Below are 18,898 nucleotides of genomic sequence, written 5' to 3' on the forward strand. Positions count from 1 at the left end.
ACCCCAAGTGGGTTCGGGACTTTTCCCGTTGTGGGCTCTTAGCGGATCTGCTGGATGCGGATCAGGTTCCCGGCGGGATCGCGCACCGCGCAATCGCGCAGCCCGTACGGCTGTTCGGTTGGCTCCTGGACGATTTCGGCGTCGGCGGCCTGCAGCCGCTCGAACGCGCCGTCGAGGTCCTTGGTGGCCAGCATGAGCATGGCGTAAGTGCCCTTGGCCATCATCTCGGCGATGGTGCGTCGCTCGTCGTCGGTGATGCCCGGGTTGGCGGCCGGCGGGCTCAGCACGATGGACGTGTCGGGCTGGTTCGGCGGCCCGACCGTGATCCAGCGCATCTTGCCCTGCCCGACGTCGAGGCGAACCTCGAAGCCGAGGGTGTCCCGGTAGAAGGCCAGCGAGGCCTCCGGGTCGTCGTGCGGAAGCATGCTCGAGTGAATCGTGATGTCCATGGCGTCAGGTTAGGTTCGGCCGCGTCAGGGGCGCTTCTCGATTCCTGATCGGTCTGCTGACTTGCTTCGCGACGCACGGCGCTATCCCCGCCGTCGCGTCGGCCGCTTGGTTGCGAAACACGCTGGGCGGCATGCCGACCAGCTCGGTGAAGCGGGTGCTGAAGGTGCCCAGCGACGAGCAGCCGACCGCGAAGCAGACCTCGGTGACGCTGAGGTCGCCGCGGCGCAGCAGGGCCATCGCACGCTCGATGCGCCTCGTCATCAGGTACGAGTACGGCGATTCGCCGTAAGCGCGCCGAAATTCGCGACTGAGGTGCCCGGCGGACATGTGCACCCCGCGCGCGAGCGCCTCGACGTCCAGTGGCTGCGCGTAGTCCCGGTCGATGCGGTCGCGGACGCGACGCAGCAGCGCAAGGTCGCGCAGCCGCTGCTCGGCGGAACTACCGGTCACCCAGCCGATACTGCCACGCGGCCAGGCACTTACGGCGTCGTCGCCCGGTGCCACGCCAGCGGGTTGAGCCCCCGATACGGATCGCCGTCGCGCAGCCGCCGCAGGTCACTCAGGATGTCCTCCAGCGCCCGTTGCGTCTGGTCCTTGACGATGTCCACCCACTCCTGGTCCGTGACGCCCAGCGGCCTGCTCGTGTCGATCGGCGAACCGAACCGGAGATACATGCGCTGGGGCCGGGGAATCAGGGTTGGCCCGATCCCCCGCATCAATGGCATCGCCATGTCCCCGCGCCCGTTCAGCCTGCGGCCCAACGCCGCACTGAACCGCCCGTAGGCGCTGTCGCGCGTGGTCAGGCTGCGATACACGTCGTCGCCGCCGACGAGACCGGCCGGCACGATCGGGTAGCCGTTCTCGATCGACAGCCGCGCGAACCCCGCGCGTCCCTGCCAGCGCAGCCGGTACTCCTCGCCCTTGAACTTGGCGATCTCGCGGCCGCCGCCGGGGAACACGAGGATGGTCTCGTCGTTTCGCATCAGTTCGCGCGCGGTCTCGGGTGCGCCGACCACGGCGCCGTACGCCGCGATCAGGTCACCGGGCAGCCCCCGCATGCGCCCGAAACCCCGTTCGGCCAGTGGTCGCACCCGGGTCCCGATGGTGCGTCGCACGGTATCGGAGATCAGGAAGACCTCGGAGCCGAACTGAGTGTGGTTGCCCACCAACAGGAATCGGCCGTCCGCGGGCAGACGTTCGACGCCGTCGACGTAGGGCCGGGAAAGGTCGATCACGGGGCGCAGCCGGTCGCTCACCTCGTCGAGGGCTCGACGCAATGTCTGCACCCGCGCGGTTGGGTTCGTGATCGCGGAAAGCTCGGTGTTGTCAGCCACGGTCGTCCGCTCGCGGGCGGGAGAACACGACGGTGAGTGACGGCGGACCGAATCGCCTCGGGCTGGGCAGCATCTCGATGTTCATCCGCGGGTCGGCGGCGCGGCCCAGGGCCTCCATCGCCGACGCGCTGTAGGCGCGCAGCGCGCTGATGAACCCGTCGTGCAGCCCGGGCTGAATCCACGACCACGGCGTCAGCACCAGATTCAGGGGCAGCGCGAAAACGGGAAACAGCATCGTGGCCAGCGGGCTCTGCCGTTTGAGGTCGATGACGAGGAACCGCTTGGCCACGCGGGTGGCCTCGGCGATGGCGCGGGTCGCCACCGCCGGCGGGAGGTGGTGGAACGCCAGCGCGAACACGACGAGGTCGTAGCTGCCGTCGGCGGCGTCGATCGCCGTCGCGTCAACCACCTGGGTGCGCGCCCGTGGGTGGCTGCCCAGCTCCCCCGCGGCGATGTTGGCCACCGAATTCGGGTTCACGTCGCTGACGGTGACCGTGGCGGTCGGGTGGAGCTTGAGAATCTGGGCCGAGAGCTTTCCGTGGCCGGCGCCGATTTCCAGGATGCGTGGGTTGGGGATGTCGGCGACGACGCTGAGTGCCGTGCGCGCGTACTTCTCGTGCTGCTTGGTCAGCGTGCCGACCCGGTCGAGCATGCTGATGACCTTCTGCTTGACCTCGTCGGCCACGTCGTCGCGGTCCAAGTACTCGAACGCGTCGGTTTGAAATCGGCGATCCAGCCACGACGCGTTGGGGCCGCCCCTCGGCATCGTCGCGATCGCCTGGTCCAGCGTGTCTGTCGTAACCATCAGGGCTCTCCTATCCATGTCGTCAGCCCGTTCTCGAGCCCACCATAACAAACGAACCAGTTCGTCTGCTTATGATGTTCCTGTGAGATCGAAGACAGAGCTCCGCGGTGAAATACTCGCGGCCGCCCGCGCGGAGTTCGCTCAGTACGGCTTGGCGGGCGCGCGCATCGACCGCATTGCGCGCGCCGCCAGCGCGAGCAAGGAACGGCTGTACGCGCATTTCGGCGACAAGGAGACCCTGTTTCGCGACGTGGTCGCCACCGACGGCGCGGAGTTTTTCCGGGCGGTGGAGTTGCGCCCCGACGCGGTGCCCGAGTTCGTCGGCGGCATCTTCGACCTGGCGCAGAGCCGGCCCGAGCACGATCGCATGATCACGTGGGCCCGGCTGGAAGGCTTCCCGCTGGACATCCCGGAATTCGACGAGGAGCACCCGCCCGAGCGGGCCATCGCCGCGCTGGAGCAGGCGCAGGCCGATGGCCATGTCGACCCGGCGTGGGACCCGCAGCAGCTGCTGGTTCTCCTGTTTGCGATCGCCCTGGCGTGGGCGCACTGGCCCGACCCTGCGGCGGTCACGACCGACAAGGCGGTTATCGCCAGCCGGCGCGCCGCCGCTGTCGAGGCGGCGGCCCGTATCGTCACGCCGAAATCGACCGGCGCGTAGTGTCCCAGGCCATGGCCGATGAGATCCGTTTCGTCGAAGCCAACGGGCTGAGATTCGCCTACCTGGAGGACGGCTCGGGGCCGCTCGTCTTGTTGCTGCACGGGTTCCCGGACACCCCGCACACCTGGGACGATCTGCGCCCGCGGCTGGCCGCGCAGGGCTATCGCGCGGTGAGCCCATATATGCGCGGATACCATCCCAGCGCGATCCCTGCCCGCGACGCCGACCAAGAAACGTTGGCGCGCGATCCACTCGCGCTGATCGAAGCGCTCGGCGCCCGCGAGGCCGTCGTCGTCGGGCACGACTGGGGAGCCTCGGCCGCCTACGGCGCCGCCGCGCTCGGACCGGATTGGGTCAAAAAGCTGTTCGTCGTTGGCATTCCGCACCCGGCGGCGCTCAAGCCGACGCTCAAGAAACTCTGGGGCGTCCGTCACTTCGCGGCGTACAAGTTGCCCGGCGCACCGAAGCGCTTCGCGCGCAACGACTTTGCGGCGCTGCCCGCCATTTGCCGGCGCTGGTCACCGACGTGGAACGCGGATCCGCACGAGTTCGACGCCGTGCGCGCCAGCTTCGCGAACCCGGCGAGCCTGAATGCGGCGTTCGGCTACTACCGCAAGCTCTCCCCCATCCCCAGCGCATCACTGAAGGCGAAGATCAAGGTCCCGACGGTTGTCTTTGCGGGGCTGGACGACCCGGTCGCCGAGCCGTCCGACTACCGCGGCGCCGCGCGCATGTTCGAAAACGAGTACGTCGTGGAGGAGGTCCCCGGCGGGCATTTCATGCACCGCGAGTATCCCGGGACCTTCGCCGAACGGCTCTTGGCCCACCTGTGATCGCGAGTTCTAGACGCTCACCAGCTCGGGGTGGAACTTCGCGGCCAGGCGGCGCATCCCGTCCTGCCAGTCGACCGTGGTGCCGCCGATGAGCTCGTGCATGCGGGTCAGGTCGGTGGGGTTGCCGCGCAGCGCGTGCGCGTCCTCGGTGAAGACGGGCTCCTTGCCGACGAGCGAGCCGAGGTAGCCACACCACTCCTGCAGGCTGACGGTTTGGTCGCCGCACCAGTTGACGGTGGTCGCCGGGACCGATGCCGCGTCGAGCAGCTTCGGCAGCGTCGCGATGATGTCGTCCTCGTGGATCGGGTTGTATTGCGCCGGTCCGCCGGGCGGGACCGGGATCGGGATGCCGGCCAGCATCATCTCCATGTGGTAGTACGGCCACCCGCCGTTGTTCCCGTACGGGACGTTGAGGCGCGCGATGACGGTGGGCACGTCGAGGATGCGCGCCATCGACCGGGCGACGACCTCCCCCGCGACCTTGGAAATCGAGTACGTGGGGAACAGGAACTTGTGGTTGTCGCCCAAGGCGGACCGCTCGGTGCGGGGTTCGTCGCCGGGCGGGTCGTACACGGCGGCCGAGGAGCAGTGCAGGAAGGCCTTCGCCCCCCGGCAGTGCGCCATCAGCAGGCCGACCGACTCGGCGTTGGCACCGAGGTCGGTGTCCCAGTCCCCGCTCTTGGCCACCGCCAGGTTGAGGACGTAGTCGAAATCGGTTGGGAGACCGGTGAAGTCCCCGGCCGCCAGGTCCACCGTCTCGCACCGGACACCGGCCTTCTCGAGGCCTTCCCGCGCCGCGGGATTGGTGAAGCGGGCGACGCCCCACACCTCGTTGTCCGGCGCGAGCGCCAGGGCGATAGGAGTGGCCAGTTGACCGGTCGGGCCGGTGATCAGGATCTTGGATCCGCGCATGCGCTGATAGTAGGTGAGCGCCACGGCGTGCAGACGATGACCGACTTTCGCGCATTGTGCTCACCCGCGCGGTAGGGTCCCTTCCATGGCCGCCAGGGGTCGCATCGACTTGCGACTCGCCACGCAGGTGTTGGTGTTGCAGCTCGTCGTCGTGACGCTGACACTGATCATCGCCTTCGTGTTGTTCGCCGTTTTCAACCGCGCGCGCCTGGACAGTCAATACCACGTCCACTCCACCGATATCGCCCGCGTGGTGGCCTCATCCCCCACGGTGGTCAACAACATCGCGCGCTACGACAACGGGCCGCTGACCCCGAGCCCGGAACTGGTCGGCGAACTTGCCAGCGGTCCGATCCAGGGCGTTGCAACCCGGGTTCAACAGCGCACCCATGTGGCGTTCGTCGTCATCGCCAACGCAAGCGGCATCCGGGTCGCGGATCCCCAACGCGACAGGTTGGGACTGCCTGTCCAGGCCGACATCGCCCCGTCGCTGGCCGGACATGAGATGACATCGCATGACAACACGGTTCTCGGGCGCGCGATCGTGGCGAAAGTCCCGGTGTTCGAGCCAGGTTCCAATCGGGTGCTGGGGGTGGTCATCGTCGGCCTCTCCACCAAGGCTTTCGATGAGCAGTTTTCGAAGAACCTGGTCGTGCTGGGCGCGATGGCGGGCGTCCTGCTGCTGATCTCGGTCGCCGGCTCGGTGCTACTGGCCCGGCGGTGGCGAGGGCTGACACTGGGTTTGCGGCCGGCCGAGATCACCGAGCTGGTGCGCAGCCAGGCGGCGGTGTTGCAGGGCATCGGCGAGGGTGTGCTCGCCACCGACCCGTCCGGCAAGACGACCTTCGTCAACGACGAGGCGTGCCGGCTGCTCGAGATCGGCAATGAAACGGGCCGCCCCGTCGACGAGATCGGGTTGACCCCACGCGTGCTCGACGTGTTCAGCGCCGCCGATGCGACCCCCACGCTGGCGACGGTCGGCGAGCGCATCGTCGTGGTTTCGGCGCGGCCGGTGTCGCGCGAAGGACGCCCGCTGGGAACGGTTTTGGTGGTGCGGGACCGAACCGACGTCGAGTCGCTGACCCGCCAGCTCGACGCCGTGCAGGTGATGAGCACGGTGCTGCGCGCCCAGCGCCACGAGTTCGCCAACCGCCTGCACCTGCTGACCGGGCTGTTGCACGGCGGCCACGTCGAGGAGGGGCTGCAATATCTCGAGGAGCTCCTCGGGTCGGGTCCGCTCGGATCCGCGCTGCCCGGCATCGACGCCATCCGCGACGCCTACCTGCAAGCGTTCCTGGCGGCCAAGGGCGCCGCCGCCCGCGAGGCCGGCGTGACGCTGACGATCGGTGAAAACACCTGGGTGTCCGGTCGGCTGGTGCTGCCGGTCGACGTCACCACCGTCGTCGGGAACCTGCTCGACAACGCCATCGACGCGGCCCGCACTAGCGACAATCCCACCAAGCAGGTGGAAGTCGAACTGCTGCAAGAGGGTACGACGCTGCATATCACGGTGGCCGACAGCGGCGACGGCGTCGCGCCCGAATTCGTCGAGCACCTTTTCACCGAGGGCACCTCGACGAAGCCGGACTCCGGCATACCGGGCGGCCGCGGCATCGGGCTGGCATTGTCGCGGCAGATCAGCCGCGCCCTCGGTGGTGACCTGTGGCTGGCCAGCCCCGGCAATCCGGAGCTGGCGCTGCGCGGTGCGGAATTCATCGCCCGGCTGCCGGGCGTGATGGTTGAGGAGGCGCAATGGGCGACGCAGACCTGACGGTGCTCGTGGTCGACGACGACTTCCGCGTCGCCAACCTGCACGCCGAGGTGGTCAACACGCTGCCGGGCTTCACGGTGACCGCCACCGTGAACACGCTGGCGGCGGCGCGGGAGGCCCCGGCCGTCGACCTCGCGCTGGTCGACGTGTACCTGCCCGACGGTTCCGGAATCGACTTCGTCCGCGAATTGCACGGGGACAGCATGGTGTTGACGGCGGCGACCGAGGCGGCAACCATCCGCGCCGCGATGTCGGCGGGCGCGCTGAGCTTCCTCGTCAAGCCGTTCGCGACGACCGAGCTGGCCGCCCGGTTGGCCGGCTACGCGCGCTACCGCAAGATCCTGGCGAGCCCCAACCTCAGCTCCAGCGACGTGGACGCGGCACTGGACGCGCTGCGTCCCCGGGTGGCTCCCGCGGCACCGCCCACCCTCGCGGCGTCCTCCACCAAACAGCTTGTGCTGCAAGCCTTGCGCGCCTCGGAGAAACCCATGTCGGCCGCCGAGGTGTCAGCCGCGATCGGGATATCGCGGGCGACCGCCCAACGGTATCTCGCGAGCCTGGCCACCACCGGCGACGTCTCCGTCGGGTTGCGGTACGGCACGACGGGACGGCCCGAGCAGGAATTCGCGGCAAAGGACAAGCGGCCCACCCGTCCACTGCGCTGACGAGTCGCGCCGAGACTGCGCTCAGCGCGCGATTTTTCCGACCGAACGCGATCTGTACGCAGTCTCGGCGATGAGCGAAGAGCTCAGCGAACCCCGTAGTCGACGGCGGCCGACGCTGCCTCGGAAAGGGTTGTGGCGGTGGGCCCGCCGTGGCCCGGATAAACGACGGCAGCGTCAAGCCGGATCATTTTGCGCAGCGACGCCAGCGCCTGCTCTCCATCGTGGGTGATGCCCCGGCAGATTGCGCAAGGACCGCGATGGTGCCCGACGGCGTCATGGGTCACCAGCGCGTCTCCGGTGAAGGCTCCCGTCCCGCCCGGGAGCAGGTAGATGCTGCTGCCGGGGGTGTGTCCCGGGGTATGGAAGGCGTGCAGCCGGCCGGGGACGTCGAGTTCACCATCCGAGGTGATGGTGCTGACTTCGGCGACGCCCTGGGTTTTCAGCGCACCCATCCTCGCGAAGTGCAGTGGCGCCCGGATCGCCGAGGGATGGCGCAGCAGGTACGGCAATACCGGGCGCTCCGATGGCGTGTACGTCCGGACCTCCCGGGGTCGGGCGGCAAGCGACGCGTCGGCGTCGTGGACCCAGATGCGTGCGCCGTTGACGCGCTGTATGCGCGCCGCCAATCCGAGGTGGTCAAAATGCGCGTGGGTCAACACGATTGCGCTGATCTGCTCGATGCCGTAGCCGGCCCTGTTGAGGGTGGCGATGAGGTGCTGCCAATGCCTGGGAACCCCGGCGTCAACGAGTGTCACCCAGCCGCCCTCCGCGACGGCCCAGAAGTTGACGTGCTTGTCGCCGAGCCGATGAACGGCGACGGCGCCGGCGGTCACTCGACGGCCTCGGCGGTCTTCACCCAGACGTGTTCGGGCGCTACATCGGTGACCTCCATGGACGTCGCGTCGAACACGACCGTCGGCCCGAAGAGGCCGACCGGTGTCCATGCGCCTGCGATCGCGGCTCGGTCACTGGCCAGGATGCGGATCGCGGTCTCGGTGACGATGGCAGCCGAAACCTCGTTGCCGTTGCCCATCCGGGCCTGTCGGCCGCGCCGTCGCCCGTCCGGCCACCACGCTTCGACGTACACGTAGGAGTCGCCGCCGGCATCCGCGAGCCCGCCCGGGGCCGCGAAGAACCCTGTCACGTTGCGCGCGTTGCTCATTCGCTGCGCGACGACGACATCGGCGGTTGGCGCGGGCAAGACCGGCCGGTTCCGGCCGCCCAGGTGAACCTCGGCCATGCCGGAACCGAACGGCGCGGTGCGCAACTCGCCGTCCTCCAGCCAGATCGCACCGCGGGCCATGGCGTCGGCGAACGTGGCCTGCAATCCCGGGCTGAGCACCTCGCCCGCCGGAGCGGTGATCAGCCGAACGTCGGCGGGTGGTTGGCTCGCGCCGGTGATGACCTCGGCAAGCAGAGCTTCCGCCACCGTCGGGCCCATGCCGACGGCGGTCAGCATCGGGATGTGCCGTTGCCGCGCTTGCGAATCGAGAGACAGGAGCTGTTGGACGGCGTCGTGCTCATTCGCGATTTCCAGGTAGGGAACCGATTGCTCGAGGCAGGCCTGGCGTATTGGTTGCGCATGCGTGCTGAACGGTCCGACCGTGTTGACGACGAGCGAGACAGAGTCCGGAAGTGGCCCCGGATCGAGGAGATCGCCGGCCAGCACCCGCGAACCGGGCAGCGAACCGGCCATCCCGTCCAGACTGTCGCCGTCGCGGGCCGCCAGCGTCAGCGCCAGGCCGTGGTCATGCAGGCGGCGCGCGATGTTGCGCCCCGAAACACCCGTCGCCCCCAGCAGGAAAACGGTGTCCGCGCTCATGCCGCCGCGCCGTTCGCGAGGTAGCCGATGTGCTGCCGCGGCGTGCCGTCGCTGTCACCGAAGTGGGCATGGTCGTGGCTGGCGAACTCTACGAGCATCAGAACCCCTTAATTCATGTCATATCAATTAATGACATATCACTAATGATGCGTCATTGATACGCTGTGGCGGGAGCAGGTGTCAAGAGGGGATATCGACGTCATGAAGCAATCGGTGCGGCACGCACACCGGGTACCGTCGAGGCCGGCCGCGGACCTCGACCGCATCCGCTACCTCATCCTCGGCGCCCAGCGAGAGGGCGGTCGGATGATGGCCACCAGCTTGCGGGAGACCGGGCTGACCCCGGCCCAAGCCGAGGTGCTCGAGGTGGTGAAGCAGCATGGCCCGCTCACACTGGCCGAGCTCGGGAAGCGGTTGGTCTGTGAAACGGGAAGCCCCAGCCGCCTGGTCGACACCCTCGTGCAGCGAGGCTACATCTCCCGCGAGCGCGGTGAAGAAGACAGACGCACGGTGACACTGACGTTGACCGCGTTGGGCGATGAGACCGTCGACGAGGTGGTCAAGCACGGCGGCCTGCGTGACCACATCGCCGCGCATCTGACGCCTCAGGAGATCGGCGACCTGACCGCCCTGCTGCGCAAACTGCTCACCGATACCGGCGCGGGCGACGCGTTGGCTTTGCGATTCCGCGACGAGGGTGGATAGCCCGGCGCGAACGGCGCAGCGCCGGTCCCCCGCCGCGGCCGGGTCCCCGCGACGGGCACGCGGCGTATCCCTTCGCCCTGCAAAGACAGCTCGTGCCGCCGATGCGCCGCGGAACGGCGAATGTTGCTCGTGGCCAGGGCGTGCGAGGTGTCGCCGTGAATGCAGTTGCCCGCAGTCGAAACCCTGGCGACGCTCGCTTTCGTCCTGGACGGCCACCAATTCGCCTTGCCGACCAATGCCGCCAGGGCCGGCACGGTCACGGTGCGAACCACGAAGGTGTCGATCAAAATGCCCATGCCGATGATGAATCCGGTCTGCACCATGGTCGACAGGCTGCCGAACAGCAAGCCGGACATCGACGCGGCGAAGATGATGCCGGCCGAGGTGATGACGCCACCCGTCGAACGGACCGCGCGGATGATGCCCGAGCGCACGCCCGTGCGCGACTCCTCACGAATCCGCGTGATCAGCAGCAGGTTGTAGTCCGCCCCGACGGCGACCAACACGATGAACGCCGTGGCCTGCACGTTCCAGTAGATCTGCTGATGGAGCACGAACTGGAAGAAGACCACCCCCACGCCCATCGCCGACAGAAACGAAATCACGACGGAGGCAATGAGATACAGCGGCGCCACGATCGCGCGCAGCAGCAGGATGAGGATCACGAAGACGATCAGCAGCGTCATCGCCACGATCAATCGAACATCATGGTCGTAGTAACCGCGAATCGCGCTGTACATCGCCGTCGTGCCGACCATCGATATCGAGGCGTCCGAGAGCGAGGTGTTGGGCTGCGCGCCGCGCGCCGTGTCGAGGATCGACGCGACCTGGTCCATGGCAGCAGTGCTGAACGGGTCGAACTTCGTTTCGACCAGGTAGCGCGCGGAATGCCCGTCGGGCGAGATGAACAGCTTGGCGGCATTCTTGAAGTCGCTCGAGCTCAGCACTTGCGGCGGGATGTACATGCCCGCCATGGATTGCCCGGTGGCGTCACGCTTCATCGACAGCAGCAGGTCGGCCGCCTGGTTCATTCCGGTGCCCATCCGCTTGGTTTGGTCGACGAGTGTCCGCACACCGTCGGCGAGCCGTCGGCTGCCGTCGGCCAGCTGGTCGGCGGCGGCCTGCAGGCCGGTGATCTTCTGCGCCATGCCGGCGGTGTTGCCGCCGCCCGCCCGCAGGCTGTTGGATGCCGTCGCCAACAAGGTGGTCAGGCCCTGGACGGCCGACTGCACGCCTTGTGCCGCGGGCGGTTCCGCGAACCCTGCGGCGGCGACGGCGCCGGCCAGCGTCGACACGGACCCGTTCGCCAGCCCGCGCACGTTGTCCAGGAGGTTGGCCGCCGCGCCGAGCTGTTGCTGGGCCTGGCTCAGCGTCGCGGTGAGCTGGGTCATGGGCCCGCTGGCGCCGCGGAGCTGGTCGCGGATCTGAGCGAGGCTTGCCGCCAGTTGGTCGGCGCCGCGGGTCAGCGCGTCGAGGTCGCCGGTTCGGTCGCTGATCTGCGTCGAGGCGTCTTCGAGCTTGGCACCGACCGCCCCGGCCTGGGAGCTGAGCTTGGCCTGATCGAGCGGCTGGCCGTCGGGCCGCGTGATGCCCCGCACCGCGGCGATGTTGGGCAACTGTGACACGCGTTGCGCCATCTGATCCAGGTCGGCCAGGGCGCGCGACGTCCGCAGATCCTGCGGCGAGCGGATGTAGATGTATTGCGGCAGCAGGGCGCTCGTCGAAAAGTGGTTCTCCATCGCGGTGAAGCCGACGTTGCTCGGCGCCGACCGCGGCAACTGCAGGCGGTCGTTGAAGGTGGGCCGAAGGAAGGCCGCGCACCCGGCCAGCGCGATCAACACCGAAAGGCTCACCAGCAGATGCGTTTTGGGGCGGCGGACCAGGTGGACGGCGGAACGCTGCCACAGGCGTCCGGTCAGCGGCGGGCGCGGCGCCACCCAACCGCGCCGGCCGGCCAGCACCAGGATGGCCGGCAGTAGCGTGACGGCGGCGAGGAACGCGATCGCGATCGAAATGGCAAGCGCCGGGCCGATACTCGTGAACGCGGGCAGGCGGGTGAAGACCATGCCGAGGAAGGTGACGGCCACGGTGGCCGCGGACCCGGCGATCACCTCCCCGATGGAACTGAGCGCCTTTTGCACGGCCAGGTCGGACTCGACGCCGGACCGGATGTACTCGTGGTAGCGGCTGATCAGGAACACGGCGTAGTCGGTGCCGGCGCCGAAGATCATGGCCGTCATCAGCCCGATCGTCAGCGCGGAGATGCCGAGCCCGACCTGAGTCAGCGCGGACACCACGCCCTGGGCCGACGCCACCGAAACCCCGATGGTGATCAACGGCAGCAAGACGGTCACGGGCCGCCGGTAGATCACGAGCAGGATGATCAGCACGAACAACGCGGTGACGATCTCGCTGATGTGCAAGTCGCGGGCGGTCACCAGCGACATGTCACCAACCATGGCGGCCTGCCCGGTCACGTCCGCGGTCAGCGTCGTGCCCGCGGTGGAGTGCTTGACGGTGTCCGTGATCCGTTGGTATGCCCGCGAAGACTCGGGAGACCCGGCGGGGGCGCGCAGCATCACCGCCAGGTAGAACGCCTTGTTGTCCGCGCTGACCATCAGCGGGCGCAGGGCGGGCGTGGTCGCGACGTCCTGCACGCCGGTCACATCACGGGTGTCGTCGCGCAATGTGGCGGCCAGCCGGCGGTACGCGTCCTCGTCGGCCGGCTGCAGACCGCGCTTGTCGGTCAGCACGACGATCAGCACGTTCTGGGCGGATTCCCCGAAGTCCTTGGCCATCTGCTCGGCCGCGGCCATCGCCTTGGGCGGCAGCGGTTGCACCGTCTGACCTTCGACCACCTTCGTCAGCGGGGGGAAAGCCACGGCCAGCACCGCCACCACGGCGGCCCAGGCGGCGATCATGAGCCAGGGCGCGCGCACGACGACGCGGCCCAGCGCCCCAAATGCGCCGATACTTGCCCTGGACTTAGTGGACTCGTTGGTCATGGTGAAAACCCCTCATAGTCTGGCCGCGAACGACTTTCGCCTCGGTTACACGAAACTTATGGCGCCCCCGGCGGCCGCGTCTCGCTTGTCGGCGATAGTCGGAATTAGCCGCGATTCCACGGTTTTGCGCGTTGTGCTCGCGCGTGGCGGCTACCCCGCCGCGCCCGCCAGCTCGGGGCATGCAAAGCCGATCGTGGCGTCGAGCGAAAAGTCACGCAGCGCGTCCGAAAGGTCCCTCCGCAACACGTCATTCGAGTTTGGGCGGCCCTGCTGATAGGCGACGACCGAGATGGAGACCTGTCCGTTCCACCGCCCCGAGGCCAGGGACAGCATGCCGTCGAACCGGTCCATGATGGCCGTGCTCGCGTCGGGATGGGGAGCCTTGATGGCGAAGTGGTCGGCGTCGGTGCCGTCCGGGCGGCATGCGCCCGGGTTGAGGTCACCGATGTTGGACGCGACGACGGCGGTTGGGCTCCCGGCCGCCACTCCGACGAGGCGCCTGATCAGCCGTTGCGGCATCAGCGGAACGAGGGGTAGCAATTCGCGCCGCCGGTCGGGGGTGTCCCGCAGCCGCGTCAGCGCGCACTTGGTCGCGGCCCGGATGTCGCGCAGGTTCCTCGCCGCGGGCGCGGGGTCGACGGTGAGGTCGGCGTTGGCGACGGCGTTGGCGCGGGTGTCACCGGGGGTGCGCTCGTTGACGGGTATCGCCAAGGTGACCCGGCCGTCCGGGGTGACGCGTCCCGCGCGGTGGGCGAGCCGAGCGGCCAGCCCGGCGAGCAGGGTGTTGCTGGTCCCGCCGAGTGCCGCCGCGCGGGCGTCCCACTCGCCGGCGTCGATGAACACCGTTTCCGTTGGGAGCGTGATGGATTGGTCCGGTCCGGCGGGTAGCCGCGCCGGCGGCGGGGTGGCCGGGCCGGACTGAGCGGCGCCCGCCCGCGCCTGTCGCGCCACGTTGGCCAGGGCACGGCCGATGCCCGGGAGGTCGCGCGCGGTCTGGCGAACGTCCTCGCGCAGCGCCTGCCACCGCGGGCGGGATGCCGCGGCGGGCCAGCTGACCGGATCGGGTCGGCCGGACGCCGCGTCCGCCAGCGCATCGCACAGGCCGATGCCGTCGGTGAGGGCGTGCGGGACGACCAGGCTAACGCCCGCGCCGCCGTCGGCGAACGGCAGCATTGCCAGGTGCCATTCGGGTCCGCGCTCGATGTCCAGCGGCGTCGCCGCCTGCCCGCGCAGCCAGGCGTCGAACTCCTCGCGCGGCCTCGGCGTCGCGACGATCTCCAGCCGGGACCGGCCGCTGCTCGAGACCCAGCGGTCGCGGCCGAACGGCAGGGCCGATCGTTCGATGCGCCGCGATAGCCGGCCCCGCAGCAGGTTTCGGTGAAACCGCCGCAGGCCTTCGATGTCGACCTCCCGGTCGTACACCCAGACGCACTGCAGCAGGCCGAGGACACCGGTCGCCCGGTCCAGGCTGGAGCAGGTCTGGTCGAACAGGTCGAGTGTGTTGTTCATTGTCTTCAAATCCTTCCTCTGATCAGATCGCTTGGGCCGCAAGGGGACGCGACCAGTCATCGATGAGGTCGAGCGAGAATTCGCCCAAGGCGCTCGCAAGGGCTTGGTGCAGAATCTCCTTCGAGTTGGAGCGCCCCGGCTGATACGCCTGAACCGAGATGAACACCTGTCCGTTCACCCGCGCCGAGAGCAGGGCCAGCACCCCGCCGACGCGATGCAGTGTCGCCTTGGTCATGCCCGGGTAAAGGGACGTCACCCAGACGAAGTCGGCGTCGGTGCCGTCCGGCCGGTTCACCGCCGCCGGGGCGGCACCGATGTTGGACGAGACCACACCGGTCGCGTTGCCGGTGGCGACGCCGACGCATCGCCTGGCGAGCCGCTTCGGCAGCAGCGGGACGAGGGGCAACAGCGCCTCCCGCTCGTCGCGCGTCTCGTGACGCTGGATCAACGCCTGCTTGATGGCCGAGCGGATCTGGCCCAGGTCCGTCGCCGCCGGCGCCGGGTCGACGATGACGTCGACGTTGGCGACGGCGTTGGCGCGGGTGTCGTTCGCGGTGCGCTCGCTGACGGGTATCGACAGGGTGACCGAACCGTCCGCACCGACCCGTCCCACCCGCTCGGCGAGCCGCGCGGCGACGCCTGCGAGCAGCGCGTTGCTGGTCCCACCGAGCGCTTCGGCGCGGGCGTCCCACTCGTCGGCGTCGATGAAGATCGTCGCCGTCGGGATGGTGATGGGACCGTCCACGGCCACGGGCACGGGCGGGGGGCCCGCCGGTGCGGCGCCAGCGCGGTTGCGCCGCGCCAGTCGGGCCGCGGCGGCCGCCGCGACCGTGGCGCGCCCGACACTGGGCAGGTCGCGCGCCGCTTGGCGGGCGTCCTCGCGCAGGGCCTGCCACCGCCGGCGCGACCCCTCGGCGGGCCAGTCGATGGCGCTGTCGTAGCCGCAGGCCGCTTCCACCACCGCCAGGCAGCCCGCCATGCCGTCGGCAAGGCTGTGCAGGCCGACGAGGCTCACGCCGGCGCCGCCGTCGGTGAATGGGAGCACCGCCAGGTGCCAGCCGGGCCCGCGCTCGGCGTCCAGCCGCGTGGCCGCCTGCTCGCGCAGCCAGGCGTCGAATTCCTCGCGGGGCCGGGGCGTCGCGACGATCTCGAGCTCGGACTCGTGGCTGGGCGACACCCAGCGGTGGCGGCCGAACGGCAGGGGCGAGCGTTCGATCCGGCGCGAAAACCGTCCCCGCTGCAGGTGGCGGTGGAACCGGCGCAGGCCGTCGAGATCGATGGCGCGGTTGTACACCCAGACGCACTGCCCCACGCTGGTGACGTTGGTCGCCTCCTCGAAGCGGAAGACGGTCTGGTCGAACAGATCGAGTAGGTTGTTCATTTCGCTTGGTCCTTTCTTGTTAGATGCTGATGACCGGGATGCCCTGTTGCGAATTCGCGTGCTCTGCAACGGCGTCCACCCAGTCCGAGGTGGTGTTGACGGCATACGCGAACGCCTGGGTCAATGCCGCGAGGTAGCGATGGACCGACTTGCGGGCCGTGGCGTTGTCGGGGAAGGAAATCGTCGCCGTGGTCTTGTCGTTCTGACGGTTGATCCACAAGTTGATTCCGCCGTGCGACAGGTTGTCGGCGTAGGTACCGAAGTTGGCCTGCTCGAACAGCGTGGCGGCGGGTATCTTGCGAAAGTCCATGAAAGACACCATCATTGCCCGGGCCGTGGGTGGCGTGACGCCCTGCCGGGCGCCGAGCGCGAGCGCCCGCTCCACCGGCACATCAGCGAGGTGCTTGGCGTCGTCATAAGACTTCTGCGCCGCCCGGGTCGCCTCGGCAAACGTGGCGGCGCCGATCGGCACGGTGACCGGAACGAGGTTGGCGAACCAACCCACGGTCATCGAGTCGACGCCCGGCGTCCGCGTGTCGTAGGCCGTGAAACCGTGGTAGGTCTCGGTGCCGGTGAACTCGTGCTCGGCCAGGGCCGCGCACGCCAGCACTCCCCCGCTGAACCGGGCGTCGGCCGCGTGGCAGGCGATCTCGAAGGCCTCGGTTCCGGCGGCGTCCAGCAAGTCGACCGTCAGGAACGTGCCCTTGGTGCCGGCCTTGGTGCCGGCCTCCGTGTCGCCGACCGGGAGCGGAAAGCTCGGCCAGTCGCCGCGGGTGTCGCGCGCGAACTCGATCCAGTCCCGGATCCCCGGGGAGGACTCGGTCAGGCTCGCCACTTGCTCGCGCTGCCGCGCGGCGTAGCTGCGGTAGCTTGCGATCCCCGGAAGGACGGGGCCTTCGGAGGCGTCGGTGCCGCCCTGGGAAAGCTGCTCGTACATCACGTTGATGTCGAAGAAGATCAGGCCGGCGGACATGCCGTCCATGTGCAGATGGTCGACGCTGGCGTAGAACGTGAAATGTTCGGCGTGCTGGACGATGCCGAACGTGAAGCAATCCCACTCAAGCGTTTCGGGCGTGGTCGTCAGGGCGTGCGCGCGTATCTGTTCGCTGTCCATGTGTCCGAAGTCGGTCGGCACCAGGCCGATGACGTCGGGGTCCTCGATCATCCGACGAACGATGACGCCGCCGTCGAATTCGAACCAGTCGTGGTAGGCGTCGTGACGACGGACGTGCGCATTGATGGTCGCCGTCATCGCCGCGATGTCGCAGACGCCCGGCACGTCCCACGCCACCACCATCAGGCGGGGCAGCGCAGTGCCGGTCTTTTTCGCCTCGAATGCCGCTCGAAGGTGGCGGCTCCTCTGGTAAGTCGGTGCCAGCCCGCTGCGCCGCGCAGTCCGGGCCGCCGCCCGCGCCGCGGCCGAGGCCGCCCAGGTGATAACCGTGCCGTCGCCCGGCTGCCATCCGTTGATGTTGCCCAGTGTGACCATTTTCCCCGTCCCTTTGTGATGCCGCGCGCGCCTTGCGAATTCCCTTCTCGCTAGCGGGAATTGGGCTTCTTCGCTGCGCCTGCGCGGCTTATTCGGTTGTTTGCTGAAACCGAATTTACGAAAGGGACGGTGCCGTTGTCGCTGTTGTGGGCGATAGTCGAAATAAGCGACGATTACGTGCTTTTGCGCATTGTGCTCAGCCGGGCACTGCCCGGCTTAGAAACGGGTGAACGCCCGCTACAGCCCCGGCTGGTCGTCGATGATGCCCAGCCAGATCTGCGCCACGTCGATGGCCACCTTCTCGCTGATGAAGGCGTGTTGGGTTCCGGTGTAGATGTCGCGGAAGGCGCGCTCCAGGCGGCTGCCCTCCCGGATCGAGCTGGTGCCCGCCACCAGGTGCGCCCACTCGGCACAGCCTCGGGCCGTGTCGGTCGCATAGACGGCGGCCACCCGCATGTCGGCCCGCAGGGCCGGGGTCAGGTCGTCGCCGGCGGCGACGGCAGATTCGGCGGTGGTGAACGCGTCGAGCACCAGCAGGCGGGCGGCGCGCCAGGCCGCGCGGTGGTGCGCCAGGCCCTTCTGGAACGTCGGGCGACTGGCCAGCGACGCCATGTCGCTCATCCGGAACTTCGTTGCGGCGAGTTCCTGGACGTCGTCGAGCATGCTCTTGGCGACCCCGAGCGCCCACGAAGCGTGACCCGCGGCGGTGACCGGCATCAGGCCCATGCGGGTGGCCGGCGAGGTTCCGCGGTACGGCTGGCGGACGAACAGCTCGAACGTGCGGCTGTCGGGCACGAACACGTCCTGGGCGCTGTAGTCATAGGACCCGGTTCCCTTGAGTCCCTGCACGTACCAGCCGTCGTTGAAGCTGATCTGGTCGCGCGGGATGACCGCGACGCGCATCTCCGGGAAGCCCTCACCGATCCAACGCATTTCGCCGTTGTCCATCGGAAAAAACCCGGCCGCGATGTACTGCGAGTGTCCGATGCCCGAGCCGAAGTTCCACGAGCCGCTCACGGTGTAGCCGCCGTCGACGACGGTCCCCTGCCCGTTGGGGAAGAACTGGCCGCCCAGGGTGACGTGGTTGTCGTTGGCCGTGAACACCTCGGCGAAGCCCTCGTCGGGCAGGTACGCCGCGGCGGCGAACGACGACGGCAGGTTGGCGATGCCGATCCATCCGAACGACCCGTCCTGCCAACCCATTTCGATCCAGGTTTCGATCATCGCGGCAAACGATGGTTCGACCCCGCCGGCCTCGACGGGGTTGAACGAGGACATCAGCCCGCTCGCCCACATCTCGTCGACGATCGCCGGAGTGAGCGTGCGCGCCCGCTCGGACTCGGCGGCTTCGGCCTGCACGAGGTCGCGCATGCCACGGGCCAGCGAGACCACCCGATCGTCCGTGTCGGCTATCGACGTCATTGTCGTTTCCCATCATCGGTTGGTGAAAACTGATACCGGTGACCGTAGTTAATACCATTGCTGCGCCTTTCCGGGCGGGCAGTCAGGAATTAGTGTGCGCTGACGGCTTTTCGCGTGTATCCAGGGCGGCTCGC

The 18,898-nt window shown here is 68.6% G+C and carries 17 protein-coding genes; 5 read left to right on the forward strand and 12 right to left on the reverse strand.

The annotated features are described in order from the left end of the window. Positions 1–38: 38 nt before the first annotated feature. From A5712_RS23460 to A5712_RS23475, 4 genes are read right to left on the reverse strand one after another with little or no spacing between them, the layout of a single operon-like run. Positions 39–449, reverse strand: a complete 411-nt coding sequence (locus tag A5712_RS23460; protein WP_068110528.1) for a VOC family protein — start codon at positions 447–449, stop codon at positions 39–41. 4 nt (positions 450–453) lie between these two features. Then, positions 454–900 (reverse strand): helix-turn-helix transcriptional regulator, encoded by a 447-nt coding sequence (locus tag A5712_RS23465; protein ID WP_068110531.1) that lies wholly within the window; start codon positions 898–900, stop codon positions 454–456. 29 nt (positions 901–929) lie between these two features. Beyond that, positions 930–1,784: a lysophospholipid acyltransferase family protein gene (locus A5712_RS23470; protein ID WP_068110534.1), complete on the reverse strand. Its 855-nt coding sequence runs from the start codon at positions 1,782–1,784 to the stop codon at positions 930–932. Continuing rightward, complete coding sequence (locus A5712_RS23475; protein ID WP_068110538.1) at positions 1,777–2,589, reverse strand: class I SAM-dependent methyltransferase; 813 nt, start codon at positions 2,587–2,589, stop codon at positions 1,777–1,779. The genes A5712_RS23470 and A5712_RS23475 overlap by 8 nt, the downstream gene beginning before the upstream one ends. A gap of 82 nt (positions 2,590–2,671) precedes the next feature. Between A5712_RS23475 and A5712_RS23480 the strand changes: the two genes are divergently transcribed. Both A5712_RS23480 and A5712_RS23485 read left to right on the forward strand, forming a co-directional pair. Next, positions 2,672–3,250: a TetR family transcriptional regulator gene (locus A5712_RS23480; RefSeq protein ID WP_068110541.1), complete on the forward strand. Its 579-nt coding sequence runs from the start codon at positions 2,672–2,674 to the stop codon at positions 3,248–3,250. 11 nt (positions 3,251–3,261) lie between these two features. Continuing rightward, complete coding sequence (locus A5712_RS23485; protein ID WP_068110544.1) at positions 3,262–4,083, forward strand: alpha/beta fold hydrolase; 822 nt, start codon at positions 3,262–3,264, stop codon at positions 4,081–4,083. A gap of 9 nt (positions 4,084–4,092) precedes the next feature. Here the strand turns inward: A5712_RS23485 and A5712_RS23490 are convergent, their stop codons facing one another. Then, positions 4,093–4,995 (reverse strand): NAD(P)-dependent oxidoreductase, encoded by a 903-nt coding sequence (locus A5712_RS23490; RefSeq protein WP_068110640.1) that lies wholly within the window; start codon positions 4,993–4,995, stop codon positions 4,093–4,095. 85 nt (positions 4,996–5,080) lie between these two features. Between A5712_RS23490 and A5712_RS23495 the strand changes: the two genes are divergently transcribed. Together A5712_RS23495 and A5712_RS23500 are read left to right on the forward strand one after the other, a co-directional pair. Beyond that, entirely contained in the window at positions 5,081–6,766 is a 1,686-nt protein-coding gene (locus tag A5712_RS23495; RefSeq protein ID WP_082973619.1) for an ATP-binding protein, read from the forward strand. Next, entirely contained in the window at positions 6,748–7,431 is a 684-nt protein-coding gene (locus A5712_RS23500; RefSeq protein ID WP_068110547.1) for a response regulator, read from the forward strand. Before A5712_RS23495 ends, A5712_RS23500 begins: the two co-directional genes overlap by 19 nt. 83 nt (positions 7,432–7,514) lie before the next feature. Here the strand turns inward: A5712_RS23500 and A5712_RS23505 are convergent, their stop codons facing one another. Both A5712_RS23505 and A5712_RS31020 read right to left on the reverse strand, forming a co-directional pair. Continuing rightward, on the reverse strand, positions 7,515–8,264 hold the full coding sequence (locus A5712_RS23505; RefSeq protein ID WP_068110550.1) for an MBL fold metallo-hydrolase: 750 nt from the start codon (positions 8,262–8,264) through the stop codon (positions 7,515–7,517). After that, positions 8,261–9,253, reverse strand: a complete 993-nt coding sequence (locus A5712_RS31020; RefSeq protein WP_068110553.1) for a hypothetical protein — start codon at positions 9,251–9,253, stop codon at positions 8,261–8,263. Before A5712_RS31020 ends, A5712_RS23505 begins: the two co-directional genes overlap by 4 nt. Before the next feature lie 201 nt (positions 9,254–9,454). Here A5712_RS31020 and A5712_RS23515 point away from each other — a divergent pair, with 201 nt between their 5' ends. Next, on the forward strand, positions 9,455–9,958 hold the full coding sequence (locus tag A5712_RS23515) for a MarR family winged helix-turn-helix transcriptional regulator (protein WP_068110557.1): 504 nt from the start codon (positions 9,455–9,457) through the stop codon (positions 9,956–9,958). On the opposite strand, the gene A5712_RS23520 is transcribed toward A5712_RS23515, so the two are convergent. The 5 genes from A5712_RS23520 to A5712_RS23540 all read right to left on the reverse strand — a co-directional run bounded on the left by A5712_RS23520 (position 9,859) and on the right by A5712_RS23540 (position 18,764). Next, entirely contained in the window at positions 9,859–12,963 is a 3,105-nt protein-coding gene (locus A5712_RS23520) for an RND family transporter (protein ID WP_082973621.1), read from the reverse strand. The two genes, A5712_RS23515 and A5712_RS23520, sit on opposite strands and share 100 nt — an antisense overlap. Positions 12,964–13,113: 150 nt before the next feature. Further along, entirely contained in the window at positions 13,114–14,472 is a 1,359-nt protein-coding gene (locus A5712_RS23525; RefSeq protein WP_068110560.1) for a hypothetical protein, read from the reverse strand. 22 nt (positions 14,473–14,494) lie between these two features. Further along, on the reverse strand, positions 14,495–15,853 hold the full coding sequence (locus tag A5712_RS23530) for a hypothetical protein (RefSeq protein ID WP_068110564.1): 1,359 nt from the start codon (positions 15,851–15,853) through the stop codon (positions 14,495–14,497). 19 nt (positions 15,854–15,872) lie between these two features. Next, positions 15,873–17,342: a condensation domain-containing protein gene (locus A5712_RS23535; RefSeq protein ID WP_068110567.1), complete on the reverse strand. Its 1,470-nt coding sequence runs from the start codon at positions 17,340–17,342 to the stop codon at positions 15,873–15,875. Between the two features lie 237 nt (positions 17,343–17,579). Next, positions 17,580–18,764, reverse strand: coding sequence for an acyl-CoA dehydrogenase family protein (locus tag A5712_RS23540; protein ID WP_068110570.1), 1,185 nt, complete (start codon positions 18,762–18,764; stop codon positions 17,580–17,582). Between the last annotated feature and the right edge of the window lie 134 nt (positions 18,765–18,898).

The sequence above is a fragment of the Mycobacterium sp. E2327 genome (genome assembly GCF_001672675.1).
Taxonomy (GTDB): Bacteria; Actinomycetota; Actinomycetes; order Mycobacteriales; family Mycobacteriaceae; genus Mycobacterium.

What these genes read in the sequence shown, in the direction of transcription:
- A5712_RS23460 (WP_068110528.1), bottom strand. Translation starts at nt 449, where the DNA reads ATGGACATCACGATTCACTCGAGCATGCTTCCGCACGACGACCCGGAG.
- A5712_RS23535 (WP_068110567.1), bottom strand. Translation starts at nt 17,342, where the DNA reads ATGGTCACACTGGGCAACATCAACGGATGGCAGCCGGGCGACGGCACG.
- A5712_RS23475 (WP_068110538.1), bottom strand. Translation starts at nt 2,589, where the DNA reads ATGGTTACGACAGACACGCTGGACCAGGCGATCGCGACGATGCCGAGG.
- A5712_RS23540 (WP_068110570.1), bottom strand. Translation starts at nt 18,764, where the DNA reads ATGACGTCGATAGCCGACACGGACGATCGGGTGGTCTCGCTGGCCCGT.
- A5712_RS23530 (WP_068110564.1), bottom strand. Translation starts at nt 15,853, where the DNA reads ATGAACAACCTACTCGATCTGTTCGACCAGACCGTCTTCCGCTTCGAG.
- A5712_RS23495 (WP_082973619.1), top strand. Translation starts at nt 5,081, where the DNA reads ATGGCCGCCAGGGGTCGCATCGACTTGCGACTCGCCACGCAGGTGTTG.
- A5712_RS23515 (WP_068110557.1), top strand. Translation starts at nt 9,455, where the DNA reads ATGAAGCAATCGGTGCGGCACGCACACCGGGTACCGTCGAGGCCGGCC.
- A5712_RS31020 (WP_068110553.1), bottom strand. Translation starts at nt 9,253, where the DNA reads ATGAGCGCGGACACCGTTTTCCTGCTGGGGGCGACGGGTGTTTCGGGG.
- A5712_RS23490 (WP_068110640.1), bottom strand. Translation starts at nt 4,995, where the DNA reads ATGCGCGGATCCAAGATCCTGATCACCGGCCCGACCGGTCAACTGGCC.
- A5712_RS23485 (WP_068110544.1), top strand. Translation starts at nt 3,262, where the DNA reads ATGGCCGATGAGATCCGTTTCGTCGAAGCCAACGGGCTGAGATTCGCC.
- A5712_RS23525 (WP_068110560.1), bottom strand. Translation starts at nt 14,472, where the DNA reads ATGAACAACACACTCGACCTGTTCGACCAGACCTGCTCCAGCCTGGAC.
- A5712_RS23500 (WP_068110547.1), top strand. Translation starts at nt 6,748, where the DNA reads ATGGGCGACGCAGACCTGACGGTGCTCGTGGTCGACGACGACTTCCGC.
- A5712_RS23520 (WP_082973621.1), bottom strand. Translation starts at nt 12,963, where the DNA reads ATGACCAACGAGTCCACTAAGTCCAGGGCAAGTATCGGCGCATTTGGG.